The sequence below is a fragment of the Streptomyces sp. NPDC015032 genome (assembly GCF_043080425.1).
Taxonomy (GTDB): domain Bacteria; phylum Actinomycetota; class Actinomycetes; order Streptomycetales; family Streptomycetaceae; genus Streptomyces.
Window position 1 is genome coordinate 178,491 of record NZ_JBIBVN010000013.1, and the last position, 21,714, is coordinate 200,204.

Genomic DNA, 21,714 nt, shown 5'->3' on the forward strand with positions numbered 1-21,714 from the left:
ACCCATTGGATTCCGTGTCCCCGTGGTCACGCCCGGTCGGCCCGCACGGTCGAGCGCGCGGACGACGGAGGCCCCCCTGGGAGAAATCCTAACGTCGGGTTCGCAGACGGAGGCAAGGACAGGCGACTGCGGCGATACCGGTTCGCATCCGATCAGGTTCCGCCCCAGGACACCACGGCCTCAGGACGGGGACGGTTCGGGGCTGAGGCTCTCCCTGCCGATCCGATTGCCGTTCTGGTAGATCGTGACGGTGTCCCCGTCGATGCGGTAGCTGTACGGACCGTTACGTGCTTCGTAACCGTCCGAGGTCTTCTTGGCGGGCATGGCGATTCCCGGCTCGCGGTGATCGCTGAACTCACCGAAGTAGTACAGACTTCCGCCGCTCGTGCGACAGAGCGTGATCTGCTTGTTCTTCGTGCGAAACGCTGTGACCAACTCCGCCCCGTCGCCCGAAGGGATGGCGTTGGCGATCCGGCCGGGGCAGGGAGCGGCCGTCGACGACGTACCGCCGGAGCCGGAGCCATCGCTGTCCGGCATGAGAAGTGACTGGCAGCCTCCGAACGCCAGCGGCAGCACGAAGAACGCGACGACCAGCCCGAGGCAGCCCCAGCCGCAGCCTTTGCCGCTGGTGGACCGCTTCGGCGGCCGGTAGGAAGGAGGACGGTACGGGGGCGTGTACGGCGGAGCCGGGGCAGGTGGTGGCGGGGCGGGGGTGGGGGTGGGGGCGGCGGACGCAGGGGTGTATCCGCCGGATGCCGAGGGGTAGAACACCTCCGTCGGCACGTCGCCGCGCGACGAAGCCCGAGGGGTCGCTGTGCCCCCCGGCACAGCGGGACGCGCAGTAGTCTTCCTGGTCGTCGTCTTCCTGGGGGCTGTCGTCTTCGTCGCGGCGGTGGTCTTGGCCGCAGCCGTCTTCTTTGCGGCGGGCCTCCGTGGTGCCGGCTTCTTCGGGCCGACGGCTTTCTTCGGACCGGCAGCCTTCTTCGTCGCGGCCTTCCGGCCGGTGTCACAGCCGATACAGCGCAGGTCTTCCGGACCATTGTTCGTACCGCACTGAATACAGTTCCAGTCGCCCGACGGCCGGGCCGGGGACGGCTTCCTACCGGGTGGCTTGCTCCGTTCCGTATCGCACGCCCTACACACCTTCTCGGCAGGACCGTTGAAAACGTCGCATGCCGCGCAGCGCCAGTTGGCCCCGGCCACCGTTACTTCCCCTGTCTGCTTCGTGAGCCGGTCAGGATGCCGGTTCGGCAGCGATCCGGTCGAAGATCTCTCCGTACAGTCCCTCGGAATCCGCGTGCGCCGGCGCGTTGATCCAGTGCCGGTCATCCCGAGGAATTCGGCTGACGGTCTCTTCCTGGTTGCTGTCGTCCTCCGGGGTCACGATGCCGTACCGGACTCGCGCCTCCGTCATGAACCGCTCGGCCGAGGCCGCGTACTGGGCGGGAACATCGATGCGGACGATGACCATCCCGCCCGTTTCCGCCCCCTCCAGCCGGAACTGGAAGATCAACTGCACTTCGCCCTGATGGCCATGGGCCCTGGTCCGCAGTGAAGCGCAGCGGTCGACCGACATGTCCAGCGCGCCGAACCCGTGCCAGACGAAGGCGACATTGCCGTCGACCACGCGCACCGACGCGCCCGGAAGGTCCAGCTTCACAGGCTGTTCGCGATCGTCTCGATGATCTCGTCCATCTCGAACTCTTCGAGTCCGGCCCCCGCTTTGGACTCGAAATGCAGTGTCAGGTCCCACTCTTCGGCGATCGGGTCCTGCCACGGCTCGCCGTCGGGAGCGAACAGCACCAGACGCTTCGCGGACTGCTCCATGACCGCTGTCTGACTGCGCGCGTAGCCCCACTGCTCGAAAAGCTCGTCCATGCCGCGCGGGATGCCGGCCGGATATGTCTGAGCCGAGGTGCCGACTGTGCCCAAAGGATGGGCAGGGGCGTCCGTGAACATCACCACGACGTGCCGTCGGCGGTCGAGCCCCTTCTCCCAGGGCGAGTTGATCGCGAGAGCAAGTGCCTCGAGACCTGATTCCGGAATGTCGCCACCACCTCCGGCGTCGATGCCCCGCACGAACGTCTCGAAGTCCTTCGACTGGTCAGGCAGTACAAGGAAGTCCGTCTGCTCGATGGCATCGTCGGGATTGTCACCGAAGTCGCGAAAAGCGATGACCTTCAGACGCAGCTGACTGATCGCCTTGCCCTTCTTCGCCATCACGTCGTTGAGCCGGTCGTGGAACTGGAGCGCGCTGGTCTTCACCGTGTCCAGTACCGGAAACATGCTGCCCGTCGCGTCGATGCACAGCACGATGTCGACCGCGTACTGCAGATTGCCCTGGTACTGGTCACTGCTGCCGTTCATGGGTGTGTCTCTCCTCAAGAGGTTTGGCCTGCTTTACGAGGTCCGGCGGCGGTCGCCGAGATTGATGCGGACCCGCGATGTGCGCCCGGCCGTCGGCGTGGGCGTTTCGCCCTCCGTTTTCGCGGCGGGCGGGGACGGTGGCGGGGACGCCGCCGGGGGTGTTGCGGGTGCGGGCACTTTGCCTCGGCCCAGGTTGGCCCTGACCCGGCTGGTCCGCGTGGCAGTGCCGCCCGGCACGCCGGGGCCCGCGCTCCCGGCATCAGGCGCCGGTGGCTCCGCACTCGCCGGCTTGGCCGTACCCGGCCGCCGATGGACCAGCGCACATACCTGCGGGTCCTTGAGCGCCTTGAGATAGGTGGTCATGCGCGGCCGGTTCCTCGGCGCCGGTGCTGTCATCGCGCGGACAAGTCCCTGCATGGAGTCCGTGAGCCGCGGGTCCAGGACGAGTGACTCGCCTGCATTGACGGCGTCGGCCGGGGAGCCGTACCGGTCGCCGTACCCCGGTAGTGCCCCCGTCAGGTAGTAGTGCGTCATCAGGCCCAGGGCGAAGACGTCCACCGCCGTCGTCAGGTGCTCAGGCTGCACCGCCTCGTCCTCCTGCACGTACCGGCGCCACTCCGGCGCCCCGTACAACGAGTCCCCGGCGACGTCCTGGCGGCCCGGCGGACGACCCGATACGTACGAGTCGTCGAAGTCGATCAGCTTCGCCGAGTAGAACGTGACTCCCTCGCGTTTCTGGACCAGAACATTGAGGGGCTTGAGGTCACCGTGCACCACATCGATCTCATGGAGGAGTTGGAGACTCAGCGCGAGTGTCTTCAGCAACACTGCCTTCTGCCGTGGCTCCAGCGCCTGGGGCTTCTCGAGACTGGAGGTGTCGATCCGCTCGGTGACCTTGTAGTACGTGCTTCCCTCGTGGAAGAAGTCTGTGGCCAGCACCAGATTGCCGCCGCCCCGGGCGTCCGGGCGCAGCCGTTTCATGATGCCGCGGTGCCGGTCCTCGAACTCCTGGCAGACCTCGAGCCGGATCCGACGGCTGGCGGCACTCGCGGTCGATCCCTCGCGCGGACGTTTGGGTTCGAGGAAGCGCTTCAGGAAGTACTGATGGCCGTCCTTCTCGGCGAACGCCCACATGCATTTGCCGCCGTTGGCGTTGGTCGGCTCGCTGACCACCCGGTATCCCGCGATCTCATCGCCCTGCTTCATGCCTGCTCCTCCTGCGACGCCGGCATGTATGCCTCGTACCTGGCGCGGTAGTCATGCCAGGTGCCGTCCTGCCAGGCCCGTACGGCGGGGGCCGGGTCCGCACCTGTGGGCCGGTTCTTCCGGCAGAACCCGGAGATGAGTTCTTGGCGCGCGCCGAACCGGGACCGCAACTGCGCGAAGTCCTTGTAGCCGAGGGCGACGAGGCCGAGGGAGGCGTCATCGGCGGTGTAGGCCTGTACCTCCCTGCGGATCAGATCGGCCCACTCCGTCTCGCTGCTCGCGTTCTGCAGGGTGGACAGCAGGGTGTTCTCGAAGTCCGCCGGGGTGTGGACGTACCCGAAGAACCCGTCTGTGGCTGTCACCAGGACACAGGGCAACGAGAACTCGAAGCCGTGCTCCTCCACGAAGAAGTCCCGGTCCGCGCAGACGACGTTGGTCATCGGCGGGTCCGAACGCAGCAGTTCCAGTGCGTCGCTCTCCTCGGTGTGGTCCCGGGTAAGTACCTGGAGGCCGGACTCCGGGTCCATGAGATAGGCACGGGAATCTCCGGCCCACAGGGCCCGGCCCTCCAATCGGCTATCCGGCTGCAGCCGGTATTCGATGGCGGCCAGCGTGGTCGGCAGCTGACGACGCATCCGGCCGGCGATCTTGCTGCGCCGTTGCGGTGCCCGCTCATGGAAGAAGTCCAAGTGACTCTTCAAGTAATCGGGGTCGGCTGTTTCCCCGGTTGCAGTCACCTCCTGGAACCAGCAGTCCATGGCGAGCCGGGCGACGCGCGATCCCACCCATGCGCCCGTCCGCTGGGCACCGTCCGGGGCCTGCCAAGCGGGCGAGGATCCGGAGCCCCCCGAACCGTCGAAGACACCGATCACTCCTCGTTGCGTCACCAGGTGGTGGGCGACGAGAGGCTCGGCATCCTCGCCGCGTCCCGGTACGCGCTCCGTCCACACGCTCATGGTGTGGAGCCCAGGCCCGCCGAGGCCCCAGATCATCCAGGGAACGGGCGGCGTCGTCCTGGCAATAGCGGCCGGTTGCTGCGGCGCCGGGCTGTCCAGTGAGGTTGAGGGCGGAAGTGGCGAGCCGCCGTCATCGAGCCGAGGCCCTGTTGCTTCCCCCCGCATGCCGATGCCGTCGAGGGGTGCGGGGAAGCTTCCAGACCGCGTCCGGCGGCCTTCTCCCGAGGACGGTGATGACGGTCGGGCAACTGCACCGCGGCCGATGGCAGGGACCCAGGCATCGCCACGTCCCTCGTACGGTGTGGTCATCCTGAATCGCCGCCGTCCGTGCCGAGCCGTCGCTTCGCCGTGCCGCGCACCCGACTCACCCGTTTGGGTTGCTCGGCAGCCGGGGTGGTGGTCTCGTGAGGGCTTCCGGCTCCGGCAGGACGTGCCGATCCCGAAAGGCGTGAAGGCTTGGCCGTGCCACGTGTGTCCGAGACCGGAGGGCGGGCACGGGAGGGTCCCGAGTCTTCGTCCTTCGACGGCCTCATCGGCGCATCGGGGGGCACCGGCTCGTCCTCCGGCGGAGCCGGTGACCTGGGCGTCACGACCTCACCACGCAGGGGTGCCTTCCGCGGGCCCCGAGGCACCGTCGCCCCCGACGCATCTCCGCGACGGCCCGCGGCGCCCGACGACGGGCGGTCCGTCCCCTCCGCCGTCCCGAGACCCGATGACAGAGCACCCCGCAGCCGTCCTCGCCGTACCCCGCCGAACAGGCGGTCGTCACCTCCGAGGATTCCGTCCAGCACTGCTCTCTCGAGTTCCGTCTGCTCGAAAGGCTCGCGGTCCCCGTCCCCCCGCTCCAGCACCATCCGCAGTGCATTGAGACGCGCTTCCCGCTGATCGGCCTCGCCCTTCTCGATCCAGGTGAGCGCAGCGCGCGGGCCCTCTCGTTCCATGATCTCGGCAATAATGCCTTCGACGCCCTCGTCCCGCATCAGGTCCAGGTGTCGCCTGCGCCGCATGCCGTCGAGTCGCGTTTCCCGTACGACATCGCGGAACTCCCTGCCGCTGGTGGCGATTTCTTCCTCGTCGACGAGCAGTTCCACATGGAGGCCGCGCAGCAATACTGCCGAGTCACCCCGGAATCCACTCACCGAGGCATTCAACGCCCGCTCAGCCTCATGGAATTCGGCGATGTCGTACTCTCGCGCCACCTCTCGCAGCATCTTGCGCAGATGCCCGTAGAGTGCTCCGCTCATGTCCCGGATGCCCCGCGCCACGATCTCGGCCGGTTCGGCCACTCGGCATACGACATCGACCCTGCTGCGGAACGAGAAGGTGGCGTCCCTGCTGAGAAGCGGGATATCCAGGATCAGACGGTGCTCTGACAGATCCACGGTGTACACGCTCTGGTAGGAACCGAACCGGGCGGCCGGAATCTCCTCGCCCGGAAGGACTGTCAGAGCGGCACCTTTGTCGGGCACCAGGACGAGCGCCCGCCCAGGGACCGGAGGGCGCAGCGGGTTGACGAGCCGCCAGCGCGGGACCGGCTGGCGGTCCAGCACGGGGTCGTAGGTAAGTTCCATCACCGTTCTCCTCTCAGTGCTCAAGGGCGCGGGCCAGGTCCTCGGCATGAGCGGAGGGACGTTCCCGGTCGGTGGCCCACTTCATGAGCCACCAGTGCAGCCGCTCCCGGTGCTTCCCCGGGAGACGTGCAATGTCGAGCATCAGCGTGCGCAGGGATGGCTGAGCCTCCGGGCACACGTTCGTGCAGGTATCGACCCATCCGCGCAGTGCCTCGAATGCCGGCTCCTGCACGGGCTTGCGAGCGAGGGCTCGGCCCCAGAGCTCGGCCAGGGCCCGGCGGTGGTGCGGCAGAACACTCAGCAACAACGGAACCCCGTCGATGGCACCCTCTGTGCCTGTTCCACCCGGCACGGACGAGGTGTACGGCGTCGATACCGCGAAGACGAAGGCAGAGAGCGTCTTGAGGACCATGGGCGAGGTGTCCCGCGGTTGGGACCAGTCAAGGTACGCGCCCAGCACTTCGGTCGTGAGCCCTTGGTGGAGCAGGTGTACTCCGCCCCAGGCGACGGGAGTCAGTGTCCCCCAGTCGTCGCCTCGGTCCAGCGCCCTACGCAGCACGTCCAGAGCCCGGTCGGGGGAGTTACGTCCGAAGAGTCCCCCTACTGCTGTGGCGGCAGTGCTTGCCAGCCGCCGCTCGTGCGCCGAGTGGCCACCGCGTGCCCACTCGTGGAGCAGCTCCCAGACCGGTTCTGCCGTGGCGGGTGCCGATCCCGCCACGCCGATGGCGGTCGCTGCGGCCTGCCGCACGGGCCACGACGTGCTGCCTGCCCAGGACTTCACGAAGCGATGCACTGCGAAGTGGAAGTCTGCCCGTGCCAACACCCCGCCCGCGACGGCCGCCTGCGCCCTGACCTGCAGATCGGAGTGGCCGAGCAGTCGGCGCAGCCACTGGAGCACCGCTTCGCGGCGCCCGTCCAGTGTCGTCCACGCGTAGGTGAGCACCACTTGGGCCAACAACGCACTGCGGAAGCGCACGCGCGGAGGCCCGGGTTGTTCCCCCGGACCGGGGAACAGAAGCTCGATCCAGGGCTGATCCTGCAGCAGCCGGTTCCGGAAACGCACGTCCGGAGGAGCAGGTTCCTCGGGTGACAGGAGCTGGCGGAGTCGGATCGCGGCATCGGCGACGGTCAGATAGCCGCTGTTCTCCAGCACGGCGACCGCGAGTGCGAAGGCGATGGTGTCCGGCTCATGATGAGTGCGGAACCATGTATAGACCTGGTCGCTGGGATCACGTAGCGCGGTGACAGCCGCCCCTAGATCCCCGCCGGCCCTCATCACCGATGCCAGCCGGACCGCGTGGGCAGCCAGAGGCCGTTCCCGCAGAGCAGCGACCGCCCCCGAGGAGTCCAGTAGCGCGATCAACTCGGCACGGCGGTCGGCGTCGCCGCTGTGCCCGAGTACCGCGCGCTCCAGAACGGCCAGTGGATCCACCGGGCTCAGCTGGTGCCATGCAAGGTCGTCGCCGCCGGGGCCGGAGACCATCACCTCCAGATCGGGGCCGCCGATGAGTACGAGATGAGCCCCAGCTGCCCGCAGCTTCGACGCCGCACGCGCTAGCCCCCGCGATGACAGCCCGGTCAAGTGGCTGTCCAGCACGGCGAGAGAGCCACTCCGTTCTGCGGGGGGCTCCCAGGTAGGGGAAGCGATCGACGCGGCATCGAGAAGACGGTGGCAGCCGCCGTCCGATGCGCTGTTCAGCGTCAGCGCCTCGGCAAGCAGGTTGACGGCAGCGGCTGTACGTCCGCTGCCGGGCGCTCCGGTCAACACGAGAAGATGCCGCTCGCACAAGGCGTCCAGCGCCTCGTCGTAGCGCTCCGGCTGCACATAAAGATCCGTGTACTCGGTGATCTCGTCCTCGGCCAGAAGCACCGCATCCGTTGCTCCGAGCCGAGCCGAAGGACCGGGCCAACCGTTGGTATGGAATCCTCCGCCGAAGCTCACCGAGTCGTTGAAAAGCGCGAGCGTGCCGATTCTGGTCCCGGACGCGTCCGCATTCAACCGCTCAGCGATGAGGTCGGCGATGGCTCCGGCGCGCAGCGCCTCGGTCCTCTCTGCTTCACTCTCGCCGCTGCCCGCGGCTAATGACCTCAGCGCGTCCGACTCGCTGACCGGGCCGTCCTCGTCCACCGTGCCGTCGGCGGCCGTGGATTTGGTCGACGCGTGCTTCAGGCCCTCCCGGGCAGGATGGGACTCACTGATGTTGTGCACCGCCTCGTCCGGCAGTGGTTTGTCGCTCATGAACGTTCAGCCCGTCAGGAGATGTTCCAGTCGCCCTGTACCTCGACCTTTTCGTTGAAGACCTGGGCGTTCTTGATCACGGCTGCGTTCACCTGGCTGCGGCCCCCCTGGGCGGCCACAGCGTCGTCGACGGTGCTCCGAATCTCGGCCTCGAAGTCCCGATCACGGAGCATGTGCGCCAGTAGCATGCGCGTGAGCTCCTCCTGGGCGGCTGTGTCTCCCGGGCGCTGCTGCACCCGATCAAGGGCGCCTTCAGCATCGGTGTCACCCCGAAAGCGGGCCCGCAGCCGCTCGACGAGCCGGGCGCCGCCGCCCCAACCCGCACGGCCTGCTTCCTGGCCGGCGGTCTCCAGCGCCCCTTTGACGACCAGAGCCACCCCGGCAACGGCGACAGCAGTGATCGGATCCATATTCTCCCCGTTTTCAGCAGACAGGGGTCCGACCCTAGAGGATGCGGAGCCTGGACGTGATCCCGTTTTCGTGCCTGACCGGAAATGGTCAGGAGCGGTGGCTGATAGGCGGTGGAGGGACGGAGTCCGACGAGGGGCGTCCTCTGTGTGGTCGACGTTCTGTCCGTGTCCTTATCGGCGCAGGCGATCGGCACAAAGACCACTGGCCGTAGGCCGCGCAAGTCGACCGAGCGGCCCGAGGCCGCGACCGTGGCCAGGCCCTTCGGGCCCTGTGGAGACTTGTCCATGGCCAGGAAACACATACACGCAGGGAGCTGTGTCGTACGGAACAACTGAGCCAGCAGGGCGACAACGCGGGCCACCAGGTCCGCTTTCACCATCGCCTGGTGAATCTCGCCCTCGCCTTTGGGCTGGGAGTGTGTACCGGACCGCCTACTGGTACGACGCCCTCGGGCATTGCATGCATGGGTGGGGAGGGCGGGCGCTCCGACGCGAGTAAATCGTGCCCATCTCCCCCCAACGCGTGTACTCTGCACGGAATTTGCTAGCGTGCATGGAGCGAAGGTGTCCACATGGACGACCGACGTACGGGGAAGGGTTCAGCACATGGCATGGGACGAATGGGAACAACTCAAGAACAACGCCGCGGAGAAGTACTCCGCACACATGCAGCTCAACCAGATTCCCGCCGACGGGGGCGGCGGCGCGGCTGACGGTGACCTGGTCGTGCACGACGACGAACTGGGGAAGATGGGCAACACGGCGTACGAACTGCGTCAGAAGTTCGGCACGGACAGCGACTTCGCCCGTCCCAGTACGTTCACCGCGTCGATCGACCTGTTCAACGACGGTCTCGACATGGGTTCCGCGCTGACCGAGCTGCATGATGCGTGGAACACCCAGACCGCGACGTTGAAGGAAGCGTGTGCGCACATCTCGAATCACTTCGACTTCACGCGCGCGCAGCATTCCAAGGACGAAGTCCATGTCGATACGGCGATGAGGAACGCGGGCGGCGACCTGATGTCCGTGTCGAAGATCAACGACTACATCAATTAGCTTCGCAGAACGATCAGTGACTGAAAGCTACTGGGGCCGGGCGGCGGATGACAGCGGAAACGATGACAGCGCAGGAACTCACCGATCTGCGTCTGGGCACGTTGGACACCGCGGTGTCCGACTGGGAAAAGATGCACACGAAGCTCGAGACGCTGGCCACCGGGGAGGGCGGTGGTACGAGCGCCAAAGGTCTTCGGACACAGGCGGACGCCGCCGACTGGAGGGGGGCCAATGCCACCATCTCCAAGGAGTTCGTCACCAAGATCGCTGTCGAGTTCCAGGACGTGGCCGCCCAGGCGAAGAGCGTGCTCGGCATCCTGCGCGACGCCAGCGCTGCGTTCAAGAAACACAAGGCAGCACTGCGGACAGTCATTGACGACGTCGCCAAGACCAACATCTACATCAACGCCAAGGGCGGTGCTGTCGCCTCCGTCCCCTCGGGCGCGGCGGCCGGCGACGGTGACATCCACACGCCGAGCGACGAGGAACTCGCCGTCGCGGAGCGCCGGGTGAAGCGGGTGCTCAGAGAAGCGAGCGAGACCGACCGCATCGCCGCGCGGGCGTTGCGCGCGCTCGCGAAGAACAAGTACGACTTCACCGGCGACGGACCGGGCGGGCTCAAGGAGGCCGACGACCGCCAGGGCAAGGCGGATGCCGACTACTGGGCGAAGAAGGCCCGGGAGACCAACCCCGGGGAGTGGAGCGACGAGGACATTGCGCGCTTCAACGAGACCCTGAGGTACCAGCGCGACAACCCGGGCTTCAGCGAGCGGTTCGCCACCACGCTCGGCGCCGAGGGTACGCTTCAGTTCTGGCGGGACATGGCGGCCCCGCCCGGCGGCGCGGTCGAGGGCGACCGGGCCAAGGCCCTCGCCGAGGTCCAGACCAACCTGAGCATGACGCTGGCCACTGCGACGCACAGCGACAGCCCCGCCATGGAGACCTGGAAGCGCGAGGTGATCGCGGCCGGCGACAAGCCGTTCCCGATCCAGGGACTGCCGATGGGCCCCAACGGCTTCCAGGTCATGAGCAGCCTCATGGGCAAGGGCAGGTTCGACGACGAGTTCCTCAACGACTACGGCAAGGGCCTGCTGAAGTACGAGCGTGGGTTCCCCGGGGACCCGGAGGTCGCCTGGCGCGACACGACCGACCTCAACTACCCGCCCACGGACGAGCCCAACGACCCGTTCGCCGGCTTCATGGAAGGCCTCGGACACAACCCCAAGGCGTCGCTGGAGTTCTTCAACGACTCGACGACGGTGGGCGGCAAGGACCTCGACAACTGGGACTACCTGGTGGCCAAGGGCGACGACGCCCGCGAGTGGCCGCCGGGCGAGGACGGTCAGCCGCTGGGGCACGACGCCCTGGGGCACGCGCTGGAATCGGCGACGATCGGTGTGCCGTACGACTCCGACGCGACACCGCCGAAGCACTCGGCAGGCAGCGCGGACCTGGTCAACCGGATCGTCGCGGAGTACGGCAAGAACCACGACCGCCTCGACGGCTCCCCGCTGAGCGACAGCCTCGGCAACATCACGGCCGAGTACATGCGTGACGTTCAGAACGGGATAAGCGGGAACGACCCGTTCGAGACGTACGGCAGCAACGCCAACCTGGGCTCCTCGGGCCTGCAGGACGGGCGACTGAAGGATTTCCTCGCCGCGGTGGGCAAGGACCCCGATGCCTATGGGGCGATCATCAACTCCCAGCAGGCGGTCACCACCGAGCTCATCAACGATGCCTACCACGACAAGGCGAGGTACGACGAGCTCTCGACAGAGATCGGAAACCGCGTCAGCCCCGGCGCCGAGATCGCGGGGATCATGGCGGAGTCCCGTACCCAGGCCGTCTACGACGACAAGATCGCCTCCGACGAGGAGTTCAACAAGGGCCTGGAGACCGCGGACAAGTGGGCGGACCGCGCCATCGACATGGGGCTGTCCAAGCTTCCGGTCGCGGGGGACGTCGCCGGAATCGTCATCGGGGACATCAAGGAGGCGGTCGTGGACCACTACACCCGCGACTCCAGCGACGAGGCCGGGCAGGAGCGGAGCGACTTCCTGGAGAGCCAGCGGACCAGGTCCGCGGATGCCGTGTACGACGCCACGTATCAGGCGGCCATCGCAGCCGGGACCGACCCGGACAACGCCAAGAGCCAGGCCAATGCCGCCTCCCGCGAAGTCAGGCTGGGCTATGGCATGGGCCGCCAGCGGGCAGGGAGCTGAGGAGGATCGTGCGGAACGATGCGACGGCAATGCCGTCGGGCGGTAATAAGCGGAGGAAGATCGTGTTCGCCGCTCTGGGCGCTGTCGTGGTTGCTGGAGTGGGCATCGCCCTCTTCCTGCCGGACCAGAAGCCGGCCCTCTCCGTACCCGACCGCGTATGCGCGGAAGCGGTGCCCAGCACCCACGTGAAGGCCCTACTGCCTGAAAAGGGTGAGACCTTCGAGGAGAAGCGCGCTGTCAACTTCATGCCTGATGTGTCGAAGGGGCTGGGGATGTGCGATCTGTCCGGCGGAGGGAGAACTCTCGGGGTCAGGTACAGCAGGCTCCAGGACCCCAAGTACAACCGAGAATGGGTGCAGCGAAATGCGTCGAAGCCCGGCAACACCCCGATCTCGCTCGGCCCGGCCGGAGGGTACATCAATCGCTACAGCGCTGCGCTGTTCGTCGACTGTCCGTACGCGAAGGGGCGTACGGATCTCCTGAGTGTCTCGGTTGGCATCGGAGGTGTCCCCGAGACCGAGGACAGAGCCATGATGGCGGAGCTCTCCGCGCTGGCGGCCGACGTCGCCCGCGTGGTCGCCCGCGACGTGGAACGCTGCGAGGGCGCTGCCGACCTCCCCGACGGCGACCCGAAGGCCGGCTGAGGGCGGACGCCGCGCAAGTGACTCACGGCTCATGGGGTCCATGAGCGTGGGGTCACCGACGCCCGTGCCGAACCGGTGCCGCCCCGGCCGGACGCACTCCGCTGCCCGGATGGATCGGACTCCGGTGGCCGGGGACTCCTTCTCACCGCAGGGCTTGCCGCCTGCCGGGAATGCCCCCTCCGGTCCAACGGCCCCGGCACGACGGTGTGGGCCGAGTGTGCGCTCATGCTTCCCATGTGATCGTGCTGACCAGTCCGGGCGCTGAAATTCGGACATCACGTCCAGGTGGGGGCGCGGGTCGGGAACAATGGACCGACGATGACATTCCAGACCTCCCACCCCGTCCAGCCCTCTCAGCCGTCCGAGCCCGCCGCCACGCCCCCCGCCGACTACACCCCCTTCGCCCACCTCACCGTCCCCAACGCTCACCTCTACCGCCAGGTGATGCGCACCTTCCTCGTCGCCAAGGAGCGGTTCGCCGTGCACCTGCGGCCCGAGGAGGTGCACGCCGCCCTGGACGCGGGGAGCCGGCCCGCCGATGCCGAGGCGGTGGTGAAGGCGCTGGACAGCCTCGTCGCCTGGGGGAATCTGCGGGCCGATCCGGACCACGCGCGGGTGACGGCGGTCGAGGACTTCTACCGCAGGCGGTTCATCTACCAGCTCACGCGGGCCGGTGAGGCGACCGAGGCGGCGCTGGGGACGTACGACGAGGTGCTGGGGCGGCGCGGGGAGCTTCAGGCGGTCGCGCTGTACGACATCGTCACGCAGTTGCGGGCGTTGCTGGTGATCGCGGCGCAGGACGAGCCGGATCCGGCGAAGGCTCACGTAGCCCTGTCCGTGCTGACCGCGCGCTTCACCGACCTCGCTGACAACGCCCGTGCCTTCATGGGGTCGCTCCAGCGCACCATCGATCTGCACGATGTCGAGGTCGAGGCGTTCCTCGCGTACAAGGACCGGCTGATCCAGTATCTGGAGCGGTTCATCCAGGACCTGATCACCCTGGGTGGGCGGATCGCGCTGCTGATCGGGGAGTTGGAGGACCAGGGACGGGTGGGGCCGCTGCTGCGGCTTGCCGCCGCCCGGGAAGCTGCCGACGCCGCTCCCGAGGACGCCGAGCACGCGGAGGCGGTCGCGTACGAGCGGTGGACGGGCCGGTGGTCGGGGCTCGCGCAGTGGTTCGTGTCGGGGGAGGGGCGGGAGTCGCAGGCCCGGCTGCTGCGGGGGCGCGCGCTCGGGTCGATTCCGCAGCTCCTGGCCGTCGTACGGCAGCTGAACGAGCGGCGGGCCGGTCGTTCCGACCGTTCGGCCGACTTCCGCACGCTGGCGCGGTGGTTCGCCCAGGCGCCGGACGACGCGGCGCGGCACCGGCTGTGGCGTGTGGCGTTCGGGCTGTATCCGTCGCGGCATCTCACCGTCGACGGCGACACCCTCGCCGAGCGGACGGCCGCGCCCGAGCCGGCCGCGACGCCGTGGGCCGAGTCGCGCCCCCTGCGGATCAGCCCTCAGCTGCGCCGTACCGGCAGCTATGAACGGCGCGGCAAACCGCGCCGGGTGGCCGACCGGGGGGAGGCGAAGCGCAGGCTCGCCGAGATCGCAGCGCGGCAGGCGGGGGAGGTCAAGGAGGCCCGGGAGCAGCTCGCGACGGGCGGGCCGGTGCGGCTGTCCCGGCTGGGAGAGCTCGACCCGCTCGCCTTCCAGCTGTTCCTGCGCCTGCTCGGCGACGCCCTCGCCACCTGGCGGCCGGAGACGACGACCACCGCGGCCACCAGCGGGGACGGCTCCATGGAGATCCGGCTGACCGCGCTCGACGACGGTTCGACGGCCGAAGTGCGCACACCCGACGGGGTGTTCAGCGGGCCCGACCATTTGATCGACATCATCGACCTCGCGGCTCAGGCCCGGTCCGGTCCGCCCGTTGTCGCTCCCGGGCCCGCCCCGGTGGAGTCCGGGCCGGTCAGCGGTTTGAAGGAGGGGCTGTGACCGGTCCACTCGCGGAGATCCTCGACGGCCAGCGCGAGGCTGATCTCCAGCGCGCCGCGCGCGCTTTGCTGAAGGAACCGCTGCTCACCGCCGACGGGCCGTACGCCGACGAGTTCAGGCTGGTGCGACGGCACACCGCCGAACTGCGCGAGTGGTTCGAGCGCAATGTCGGCTGGACGCTGCGCACGGACGCCGACGCCGCGCGGCTGCGCAAGACGCCGGGCACCCTCACCGACGCCACGCATCCCGCCCGCGAGGCCGCCCGGGCCGCGCTGCCCTTCACCCGGCGCCGTTATGTCCTGCTCTGCCTGACGCTGGCCGCGCTGGAGCGGGGGGAGGCCCAGGTGGCGCTCGGCCGGCTCGCCGAACAGGTCGTGCTGGCCGCCGCCGATCCCGAACTCGTCGCCGCCGGGATCACGTTCACCCTGGAACGGCGCGACGAGCGCCTCGACCTCGCGGCCGTCGTGCGACTGCTGTTGCGGGTGGGGGTGCTGCGGAGAGTGGCAGGCGAAGAGGAGGCATACGTCAGCGGATCCGGGGATGTGCTGTACGACGTACGGCGGCGGGTACTGGCGGGGATGCCCGCGTCCCTGCGCGGCCCCTCCCTCGTCGAAGCCGAGGACTTCGAGGAGCGGCTGGTGGAGATGACGGCGCAGACCGCCCTCGACAGCGACGAGTTGAGGTTCCGCGCGATCCGCTGGAAGCTGACCCGCCGCCTCCTCGACGACCCGGTGCTCTACTACGACGACCTCACGGACGACGAACTGGCTTACCTCACCCGGCAGCGAGGCTTCATCACCGCGCGGATCGGCGAGCTGACCGGGCTGGTGCCCGAGGTGCGCGCCGAAGGCATCGCCATGGTCGATCCTCTGGACGATCTCACGGACGTACGCATGCCCGAGCAGGGCACGCACGGGCACGTCACCCTGCTGCTCGCCCAGCACCTGGCGGGGGCCGGCCGGCCCGTCACACCGGCGGAGCTGGCACTGCGGGTGCGTGAACTCGCCGTGGAGCACGGCAACTTCTGGGCCAAGACGGCCAGAGAGCCGGGCACCGAGCCCGTACTCGTGGAGCAGGCCCTGGCGAAGCTGGAGGCGCTGGGGCTCGCCGAGCGCACCGAACGGGGTGTCGTGCCGAGGCCGGCCCTCGCGCGGTACGCGGTCGGCGAGGCCGTCGTCAGAGAACCGGGGCCGCCGCCGGCCCGTCGGCACCCTCCCACGTCACCGGAGACGACCATGAAGGACGAAAGGTGAACCGCGCCTTGACCGGGCTCCCGACCCCCGCTCTCCCCAGCCCCGCCCCCGGCCGGTGGCGGCCCCTGCGCATCGGGCTCGTCGACCTGTTCCACTACGACGTCGAGGAGTTCTGGTTCCGCGACGGCCGGCTGCTGCTGCGCGGCAACAACGGCACCGGCAAGTCCAAGGTGCTCGCCCTCACCCTGCCGTTCCTGCTGGACGGGGACCTCTCCGCCCGCCGGGTCGAGCCCGACGGCGACCCCGGCAAGCGGATGGAGTGGAACCTGCTGCTCGGCGGTGAGCACCCGCATCCGGAACGGCTCGGTTACACCTGGATCGAGTTCGGACGGCTCGACGAGACCACGGGCGAGCCCCATTTCCGTACGCTGCTCTGCGGGCTGAAGGCCGTCGCCGGACGCGGCATCGCCCGCCACTGGTTCGCGGTGACCGACCAGCGGATCGGCGCCGGACTCCATCTGCTCGACGCGACCGGCACGGCCCTGTCCCGGGACCGGCTCGCGGAGGCCGTCGGTGGCCACGGCATGGTGTACGACACCGCGAAGACGTATCGCCGAGCGGTCGACGAGGCTCTCTTCGGGCTCGGGGAGCAGCGCTACGGCGCGCTCGTCGACCTCCTCATCCAGCTGCGTCAGCCCCAGTTGTCCAAGCGCCCCAACGAAGCCGCGCTGTCCCGGGCGCTGACGGAGGCGCTGCCGCCGATGGACCAGGCGGTCGTCGCCGACGCGGCGGAGGCCTTCCGGTCGCTGGACGAGGAGAAGGAGGAACTGCGGGCGGCGCGCGAGGCCGAAGGGGCCTCGTCGGGGTTCCTCGACCACTACCGGCGCTACGCCCGCATCGCCTCCCGGCGCCGGGCCCGTCTGCCCCGCACCGAACACGCCCGCTACGAGCACATTCAGCGGGAGCTTCTCAAGGCACAGGGCGACCGCGAACAGGCCGTGACGGACCGGGCGGAGTCCCAGGAGCGGGCGGCGTCGCTCGACGAGCGCGCGGCGCGATTGAGCGCGCAGGACGCGGCCCTGCGGACCGGGCCCGGGATGCGCGACGCCCGCGCACTCGACCAGGCGGCGTCCGACGCCTCCCGTACGGCGGCGGACCTGACGCGGTCCGAGACGGACCGGCAGACGGCGTCCCAGGCACACACCCGGGCCCTCGGCAGGCTCGCCACCTCGACGAACCGGCTGACCACCGCACAGGAGACACTGGACGACGTCCTGGGCCGGGTGGCCGGGAGTGCCGCGGCGGCCCGGCTCGACGTCCCGCGGACCGAGGGAGCCCCTGCCACGGCCCTGCGCCGCGCGGCGGACGAGGCGACGGCGAGCAGACGGCGTGCCGTCGGGCATCTGGAGGACCTCGCCGAGCGGGCCGAGCGGGCCGAGGAGACACGCAGGGCCGCCCGGCTGCGGGCCGACGAGGCCGACGAGGAGGCCGTGCACAGCGGGGAACTGCTGGCCGAGGCCGAGGAAGGCGTCGCGGAAGCCGGGCGCGTGCTCCTCGCGGCCGTGCGGGAACACCTGTCCGGGTGTGTGGAGTTGCGGGTGGCTGGGCTGCCGGGGGTCCTCGACGCGGTGCAGGGGTGGGTGAGCAACCTGGACGGGCCTCACCCGGCACGTGCCGCCGCGGCCGGAACCCACCGTGCCCTAGCCTCCCACCTGGCCGACCAGGCCGCCGCCCTGGCCCATCGCGAGGCGGCGGCGACGGAACGGCAGCGACTGGTGGCACAGGAACTGACCGCGCTCGAAACGGGCGGGCAGCCAGGCCCGTCGGCTCCGTACACCCGCACTCCCGATGTCCGGGTACGAGGCATCGGAGCCCCGCTGTGGCGGCTCGTCGACTTCCGCCCGCACGTCACCGAGACCGAACGCGCGGGGCTGGAGGCCGCGCTGGAGGCGTCGGGGCTCCTCGACGCCTGGGTACGACCGGACGGTTCCGCGGTGGCGGTGGACGGGCACGACGTGCTCCTCGACCCCTTGGACCTGCCCGGCGGAGGCGGTCTCGACCGCGTGCTGTGTCCGGCGGTCAACCACGCCGACGTGGGGGCCGCCGCCGTGGGAGAACAGACGGTCCGGCGCCTGCTGGCCTCGATCGGGCTGGCCGGGAAGAACGGTGACGGGCCGACGGCGGACGGCGACGGGCCGGCGGCGGACGGCGACGGGCCGGCGCAGGACATCCGGGAGGCGGGCGGCAACCACACCTGGGTCGCCACGGACGGGCGCTTCCGCGTCGGCGCGTTGACCGGGAGCTGGGCCAAGGACAGCGCCCAGTACGTAGGGGAAGGAGCGCGGGAACAGGCACGCCGCACCCGGATCGGCGAACTGCACGTCGAGCGGGAGGCGTTGGAAGCGGAGAGCGAGCAGCTGGCCGAGACACAGCGCACGGTGGCAGGGCGCCGTGAGGTGCTCGACGCCGAACTCGCGGCCGTACCCGGCGACGACGACCTGCGCCACGCGCACGCACGGGTCACCGCCGCGGCCGACGCGATCCAGCGGGCCCGTGCCCGGCAGCGGGAGCGGGCCGCCGAACTGCACAGGGCGGCCGACGAGGCCGACCGCAAGGCGACCGAACTCAGCGAGACGGCGGCCGCCATGAACCTCCCCACCGACCGGGAGGGGCTGGCCTCCGTGCGCCAGGCGCTCGCCGATCACACCGCCCACCTCGCGGCGCTGTGGCCGGCCCTGCGCGAGCGCGTGGACGCCGAGCTCGCGGTCACCGGGGACCAGGCCGAGACCGACCGGGCCGAACTCCTCGTCTCCGAACTCGCGGAGCGCGCCATGGAAGCGGCCCGTCTCGCCGCCTCGGCGGACGAACACCTGCGGACGCTCCGCTCCACCGTCGGAGCGGCCGTCGCCGAACTCCAGCGTCGGCTGGAGGAGACCGCGGCCGCGGTCCGCGTCTGCGAAAGTGAGCAGCAGCGGGCACAGGCGGCCCTGCGCGACGCAGACCGGCGGGCCGGCCATGCCGAGGGGCGCATCGAGCGGCTCAACGAGGACGTCACGGACGCCACGGCCGCGCGAGAGCGCGCCGTCGCGGCGCTCCAGCGGTTCGTCTCGACCGGGCTGCTCGCCGTCGCCCTCCCCGACATCGTCGTACCGGACGACGACGGTGGGACGTGGGCGGCCACCCCCGCCGTGAGCCTTGCCCGTGCCATCGAGTCCCGGCTCTCGTCCACCGACGATTCGGACGCGGCCTGGGAACGCGTTCAGAAGCTACTGAGCGAGGAGTTCGGCAGGCTGCAGGACGCGCTCTCCCGGCACGGTCACACCGCCACGGCCCGTCCGGGCGAGGACGGCATGCGGGTCGAGATCGTCTACCAGGGCCGGCAACGCGCCGTGCCCGAACTCGCCGAAGCCCTGGCCACCGAGGTCGCCGAACTGACCCGCATCCTGTCGGCGCACGAACGCGAGATCCTGGAGACCCATCTGATCACCGAGGTCGCCGGAACACTCCAGGAACTGATCGGAGCCGCCGAACGCCAGGTGCGCGCCATGAACCAGGAACTGGAGGAGCGGCCCACCTCGACCGGAATGAAGCTGCGCCTGGTGTGGCGGGCCTCCCGCCGGGCCCCGCAAGGGCTGGCCCAGGCCCGGGAACGGCTGCGCCAGTCGGCCGACGCGTGGTCGCCGCAGGACAGGGCGGCGGTCGGCGTGTTTCTCCAGGAGCAGATCGCTCGCCGCCAGGCCGATGACAGCACGGGCAGTTGGCAGGAGGACCTCACCGCCGCCCTCGATTACCGGATGTGGCACGAGTTCGGCGTCGAACGGCACCAGCACGGCAAGTGGGTGCCCGCCACCGGTCCCGCCTCCGGCGGCGAACGCGTCCTGGCGGCGTCCGTGCCCCTCTTCGCCGCCGCGTCCTCCCACTACGCGAGCGCGGGCGGCGCGCACGCCCCCCGGCTGGTCACCCTGGACGAGGCGTTCGCCGGAGTCGACGACGACTCCCGCGCCAAGTGTCTCGGCCTGCTGCGTGCCTTCGACCTCGACGTCGTCATGACCAGCGAACGGGAATGGGCCTGCTACCCGCAAGTGCCCGGCATCGCCATCGCACAGCTCTCCCGCGTCGACGACATCGCCGCCGTCCTGGTGACCCGCTGGGAATGGGACGGCAGCGACCGACGGCGCGGCACCGAGCCGGGCGCCACTCCGCGTGCGACGGCGGTTCCCCTCCAGCCCGACGGCCGCGAACGGAAGGGCCAGGACGCGGCGGGACCGGTCCCCGGGACGGCGTGGACCGCTGGTGCGGAGGGCATCGGAGAACAGGAGTCCCCGTGGACGTGAACCCTCCCGCTCGGCCGGCCGCCGCGATACGGGCGTCCGAACCTCGGGCATCCGGGCAGCGGGAGGAACCGGCGTCCGAACCTCGGGCACCGGGGCAGCGGGAGGAACCGGCGGACGTCGTGGCGGCGGAGCAGCCCGGGACACCGCAGAGCGAAGGACGGACCGGCCAGGTCGACGCCGAACGCCTCGGACGACTGCTCGGAGACCCCGGCCTCGCCTGGCTTCTGGACCGCGTCCGCCGGCGGATGGCCGGCGGCCGGCCCCTCACCGGCGCGGTCACCCTGGCGCACCCCGACGAACTCCAACGCGAAGCCGCCGAGCGCCTTCTGGGACGCGCACCGAGCGCGGGCCGCTCCCTGACGGTACGCCTCGACGCGGTGGACGCGATTCTGCGCCGCTCCGGTGCCGGTCCCGACGGCCTGGGGGCCGCGGTGGTGGCCCTGACCGGACCCGTCGCCGTGCACGCGGAGATGCGCGACCGGGAGGAACGGGCCTGGGAAGAGGCGTACGCGCCGCTCGGCGCCCTGGATTCCGGGCTGGCCGACTGGGTGGAACGGATCCGCAGGGACGGTCTCGTACGGCGGCTCGCGCGCACGCCGGAAGCCGCCGGCCCTCTGGTGGGCGCTGCTGTACGGGCGCTGCGGATGCTGCCCGCGGTTCCCCCGATGTCACGTGCGACGTTCGCGGCACGCCATCTCTCCGGCGCCCATGCCCTGGACGAGGGAACTCCGCTCGCCGCTCTCGTCCTGTCAGGGCTCCGGACCCTCATGGGTTTTCCCGACGGCTCCGGTGCCGAGTGGCGACGGGAAGCCTGGGCTTCGGCCGGACTGCTCAAGGACGATGTGTCATCAACCGTCCTGACCCTCAACCTGCGGGGTACACCCGCCCTCGACTGGATGGCCGACGCGGGGGAGCCCTCCGTCCTGACGCTGCGTTCGCTCACCCGCCACGCTCCGAGTAACGTCCTCCCAGGAACAGGAGCCGTGCACGTGTGTGAGAACCCTGCCGTCCTGTCCGCCGCTGCCGACACCTTCGGCCCGGCGTGCCCGCCCATGGTGTGTCTCCAGGGACAGCCCTCGGCGGCTGCGCTCACTCTGCTGCGCGGCCTGTCCGCGCAGGGAGCCGAACTTCTCTACCACGGTGACTTCGACTGGGGTGGGGTGCGCATCGCCACGGCGCTGGGGCGCGGTGCCCCGTGGCGGCCTTGGAGATATGGAGCGGCCGACTACCGGGCGGCCGTATCCAGGGCGACGGAGCCGCAGCAGTTGGCCGGCGCGCCCGCCGCGACTCCGTGGGATCCGGCCTTGACCATTGCCCTCACCGAGCACGGGGTTCGTGTCGAAGAGGAGGCGGTGCTCGAAGATCTGCTCTCGGACCTGGAGGAGTCGGCCCGTCGCGGCGCATCCCGAAGTGCCGAGCGCTCCGGACCGAGTTCGCCGCGGAGTACGGCCCGGTAGGCGTCGGCCTCCTGGGCGGCCTGGCGGAACGTCTCCGTCCGCGGGTCGGACCTGGCCGATGCCGCCCGCCCGA

At 69.9% G+C, this 21,714-nt stretch carries 15 protein-coding genes and 1 pseudogene; 7 read left to right on the forward strand and 9 right to left on the reverse strand.

Going from position 1 to position 21,714, the window contains the following annotated elements:
- Nucleotides 1–180: 180 nt before the first annotated feature.
- From ACF08M_RS20485 to ACF08M_RS20525, 9 genes and pseudogenes are all read right to left on the reverse strand, one after another.
- Nucleotides 181–783, reverse strand: coding sequence for a hypothetical protein (locus tag ACF08M_RS20485; protein ID WP_392186672.1), 603 nt, complete (start codon nucleotides 781–783; stop codon nucleotides 181–183).
- Between the two features lie 451 nt (nucleotides 784–1,234).
- Nucleotides 1,235–1,660 (reverse strand): hypothetical protein, encoded by a 426-nt coding sequence (locus ACF08M_RS20490; protein ID WP_392186673.1) that lies wholly within the window; start codon nucleotides 1,658–1,660, stop codon nucleotides 1,235–1,237.
- Nucleotides 1,657–2,367 carry a vWA domain-containing protein gene (locus ACF08M_RS20495; RefSeq protein ID WP_392186674.1) on the reverse strand — a complete coding sequence of 237 codons (711 nt, stop codon included), beginning with the start codon at nucleotides 2,365–2,367 and terminating at the stop codon, nucleotides 1,657–1,659. The genes ACF08M_RS20490 and ACF08M_RS20495 overlap by 4 nt, the downstream gene beginning before the upstream one ends.
- 33 nt (nucleotides 2,368–2,400) lie before the next feature.
- Complete coding sequence (locus ACF08M_RS20500) at nucleotides 2,401–3,573, reverse strand: protein kinase (protein WP_392186675.1); 1,173 nt, start codon at nucleotides 3,571–3,573, stop codon at nucleotides 2,401–2,403.
- Nucleotides 3,570–4,529 carry a serine/threonine protein phosphatase gene (locus ACF08M_RS20505; protein WP_392186676.1) on the reverse strand — a complete coding sequence of 320 codons (960 nt, stop codon included), beginning with the start codon at nucleotides 4,527–4,529 and terminating at the stop codon, nucleotides 3,570–3,572. Before ACF08M_RS20505 ends, ACF08M_RS20500 begins: the two co-directional genes overlap by 4 nt.
- A gap of 305 nt (nucleotides 4,530–4,834) precedes the next feature.
- Complete coding sequence (locus ACF08M_RS20510; protein ID WP_392186677.1) at nucleotides 4,835–6,100, reverse strand: hypothetical protein; 1,266 nt, start codon at nucleotides 6,098–6,100, stop codon at nucleotides 4,835–4,837.
- A 13-nt stretch (nucleotides 6,101–6,113) separates the two neighbouring features.
- Nucleotides 6,114–8,339 carry a hypothetical protein gene (locus ACF08M_RS20515; RefSeq protein ID WP_392186678.1) on the reverse strand — a complete coding sequence of 742 codons (2,226 nt, stop codon included), beginning with the start codon at nucleotides 8,337–8,339 and terminating at the stop codon, nucleotides 6,114–6,116.
- Between the two features lie 14 nt (nucleotides 8,340–8,353).
- Entirely contained in the window at nucleotides 8,354–8,749 is a 396-nt protein-coding gene (locus ACF08M_RS20520; protein ID WP_392186679.1) for a hypothetical protein, read from the reverse strand.
- 287 nt (nucleotides 8,750–9,036) lie between these two features.
- Nucleotides 9,037–9,321: pseudogene (locus ACF08M_RS20525) on the reverse strand (N-6 DNA methylase); the annotation flags it as partial.
- Nucleotides 9,322–9,355: 34 nt separating this feature from the next.
- Here ACF08M_RS20525 and ACF08M_RS20530 point away from each other — a divergent pair.
- The 7 genes from ACF08M_RS20530 to ACF08M_RS20560 all read left to right on the forward strand — a co-directional run bounded on the left by ACF08M_RS20530 (nucleotide 9,356) and on the right by ACF08M_RS20560 (nucleotide 21,641).
- Nucleotides 9,356–9,808 (forward strand): hypothetical protein, encoded by a 453-nt coding sequence (locus tag ACF08M_RS20530; RefSeq protein ID WP_392186703.1) that lies wholly within the window; start codon nucleotides 9,356–9,358, stop codon nucleotides 9,806–9,808.
- A 62-nt stretch (nucleotides 9,809–9,870) separates the two neighbouring features.
- Nucleotides 9,871–12,033 (forward strand): hypothetical protein, encoded by a 2,163-nt coding sequence (locus tag ACF08M_RS20535; protein WP_392186680.1) that lies wholly within the window; start codon nucleotides 9,871–9,873, stop codon nucleotides 12,031–12,033.
- An 8-nt stretch (nucleotides 12,034–12,041) separates the two neighbouring features.
- The gene (locus tag ACF08M_RS20540) at nucleotides 12,042–12,677 is read left to right on the forward strand and encodes a hypothetical protein (protein WP_392186681.1); all 636 of its coding nucleotides are present in this window, start codon (nucleotides 12,042–12,044) and stop codon (nucleotides 12,675–12,677) included.
- A 318-nt stretch (nucleotides 12,678–12,995) separates the two neighbouring features.
- Nucleotides 12,996–14,657 (forward strand): TIGR02677 family protein, encoded by a 1,662-nt coding sequence (locus ACF08M_RS20545; protein ID WP_392186682.1) that lies wholly within the window; start codon nucleotides 12,996–12,998, stop codon nucleotides 14,655–14,657.
- Entirely contained in the window at nucleotides 14,654–15,910 is a 1,257-nt protein-coding gene (locus ACF08M_RS20550) for a TIGR02678 family protein (RefSeq protein ID WP_392186683.1), read from the forward strand. The genes ACF08M_RS20545 and ACF08M_RS20550 overlap by 4 nt, the downstream gene beginning before the upstream one ends.
- Nucleotides 15,907–20,184 (forward strand): TIGR02680 family protein, encoded by a 4,278-nt coding sequence (locus ACF08M_RS20555; RefSeq protein ID WP_392186684.1) that lies wholly within the window; start codon nucleotides 15,907–15,909, stop codon nucleotides 20,182–20,184. Before ACF08M_RS20550 ends, ACF08M_RS20555 begins: the two co-directional genes overlap by 4 nt.
- 119 nt (nucleotides 20,185–20,303) lie before the next feature.
- A complete protein-coding gene (locus ACF08M_RS20560) occupies nucleotides 20,304–21,641 on the forward strand; it encodes a TIGR02679 family protein (protein WP_392186685.1) in 1,338 nt (445 codons plus the stop codon).
- Nucleotides 21,642–21,714 lie beyond the last annotated feature (73 nt).

Coding starts and splice junctions, on each gene's coding strand:
- ACF08M_RS20495 (WP_392186674.1), bottom strand. CDS start 2,367: ATGAACGGCAGCAGTGACCAGTACCAGGGCAATCTGCAGTACGCGGTC.
- ACF08M_RS20500 (WP_392186675.1), bottom strand. CDS start 3,573: ATGAAGCAGGGCGATGAGATCGCGGGATACCGGGTGGTCAGCGAGCCG.
- ACF08M_RS20505 (WP_392186676.1), bottom strand. CDS start 4,529: ATGAGCGTGTGGACGGAGCGCGTACCGGGACGCGGCGAGGATGCCGAG.
- ACF08M_RS20510 (WP_392186677.1), bottom strand. CDS start 6,100: ATGGAACTTACCTACGACCCCGTGCTGGACCGCCAGCCGGTCCCGCGC.
- ACF08M_RS20515 (WP_392186678.1), bottom strand. CDS start 8,339: ATGAGCGACAAACCACTGCCGGACGAGGCGGTGCACAACATCAGTGAG.
- ACF08M_RS20520 (WP_392186679.1), bottom strand. CDS start 8,749: ATGGATCCGATCACTGCTGTCGCCGTTGCCGGGGTGGCTCTGGTCGTC.
- ACF08M_RS20530 (WP_392186703.1), top strand. CDS start 9,356: ATGGCATGGGACGAATGGGAACAACTCAAGAACAACGCCGCGGAGAAG.
- ACF08M_RS20535 (WP_392186680.1), top strand. CDS start 9,871: ATGACAGCGCAGGAACTCACCGATCTGCGTCTGGGCACGTTGGACACC.
- ACF08M_RS20545 (WP_392186682.1), top strand. CDS start 12,996: ATGACATTCCAGACCTCCCACCCCGTCCAGCCCTCTCAGCCGTCCGAG.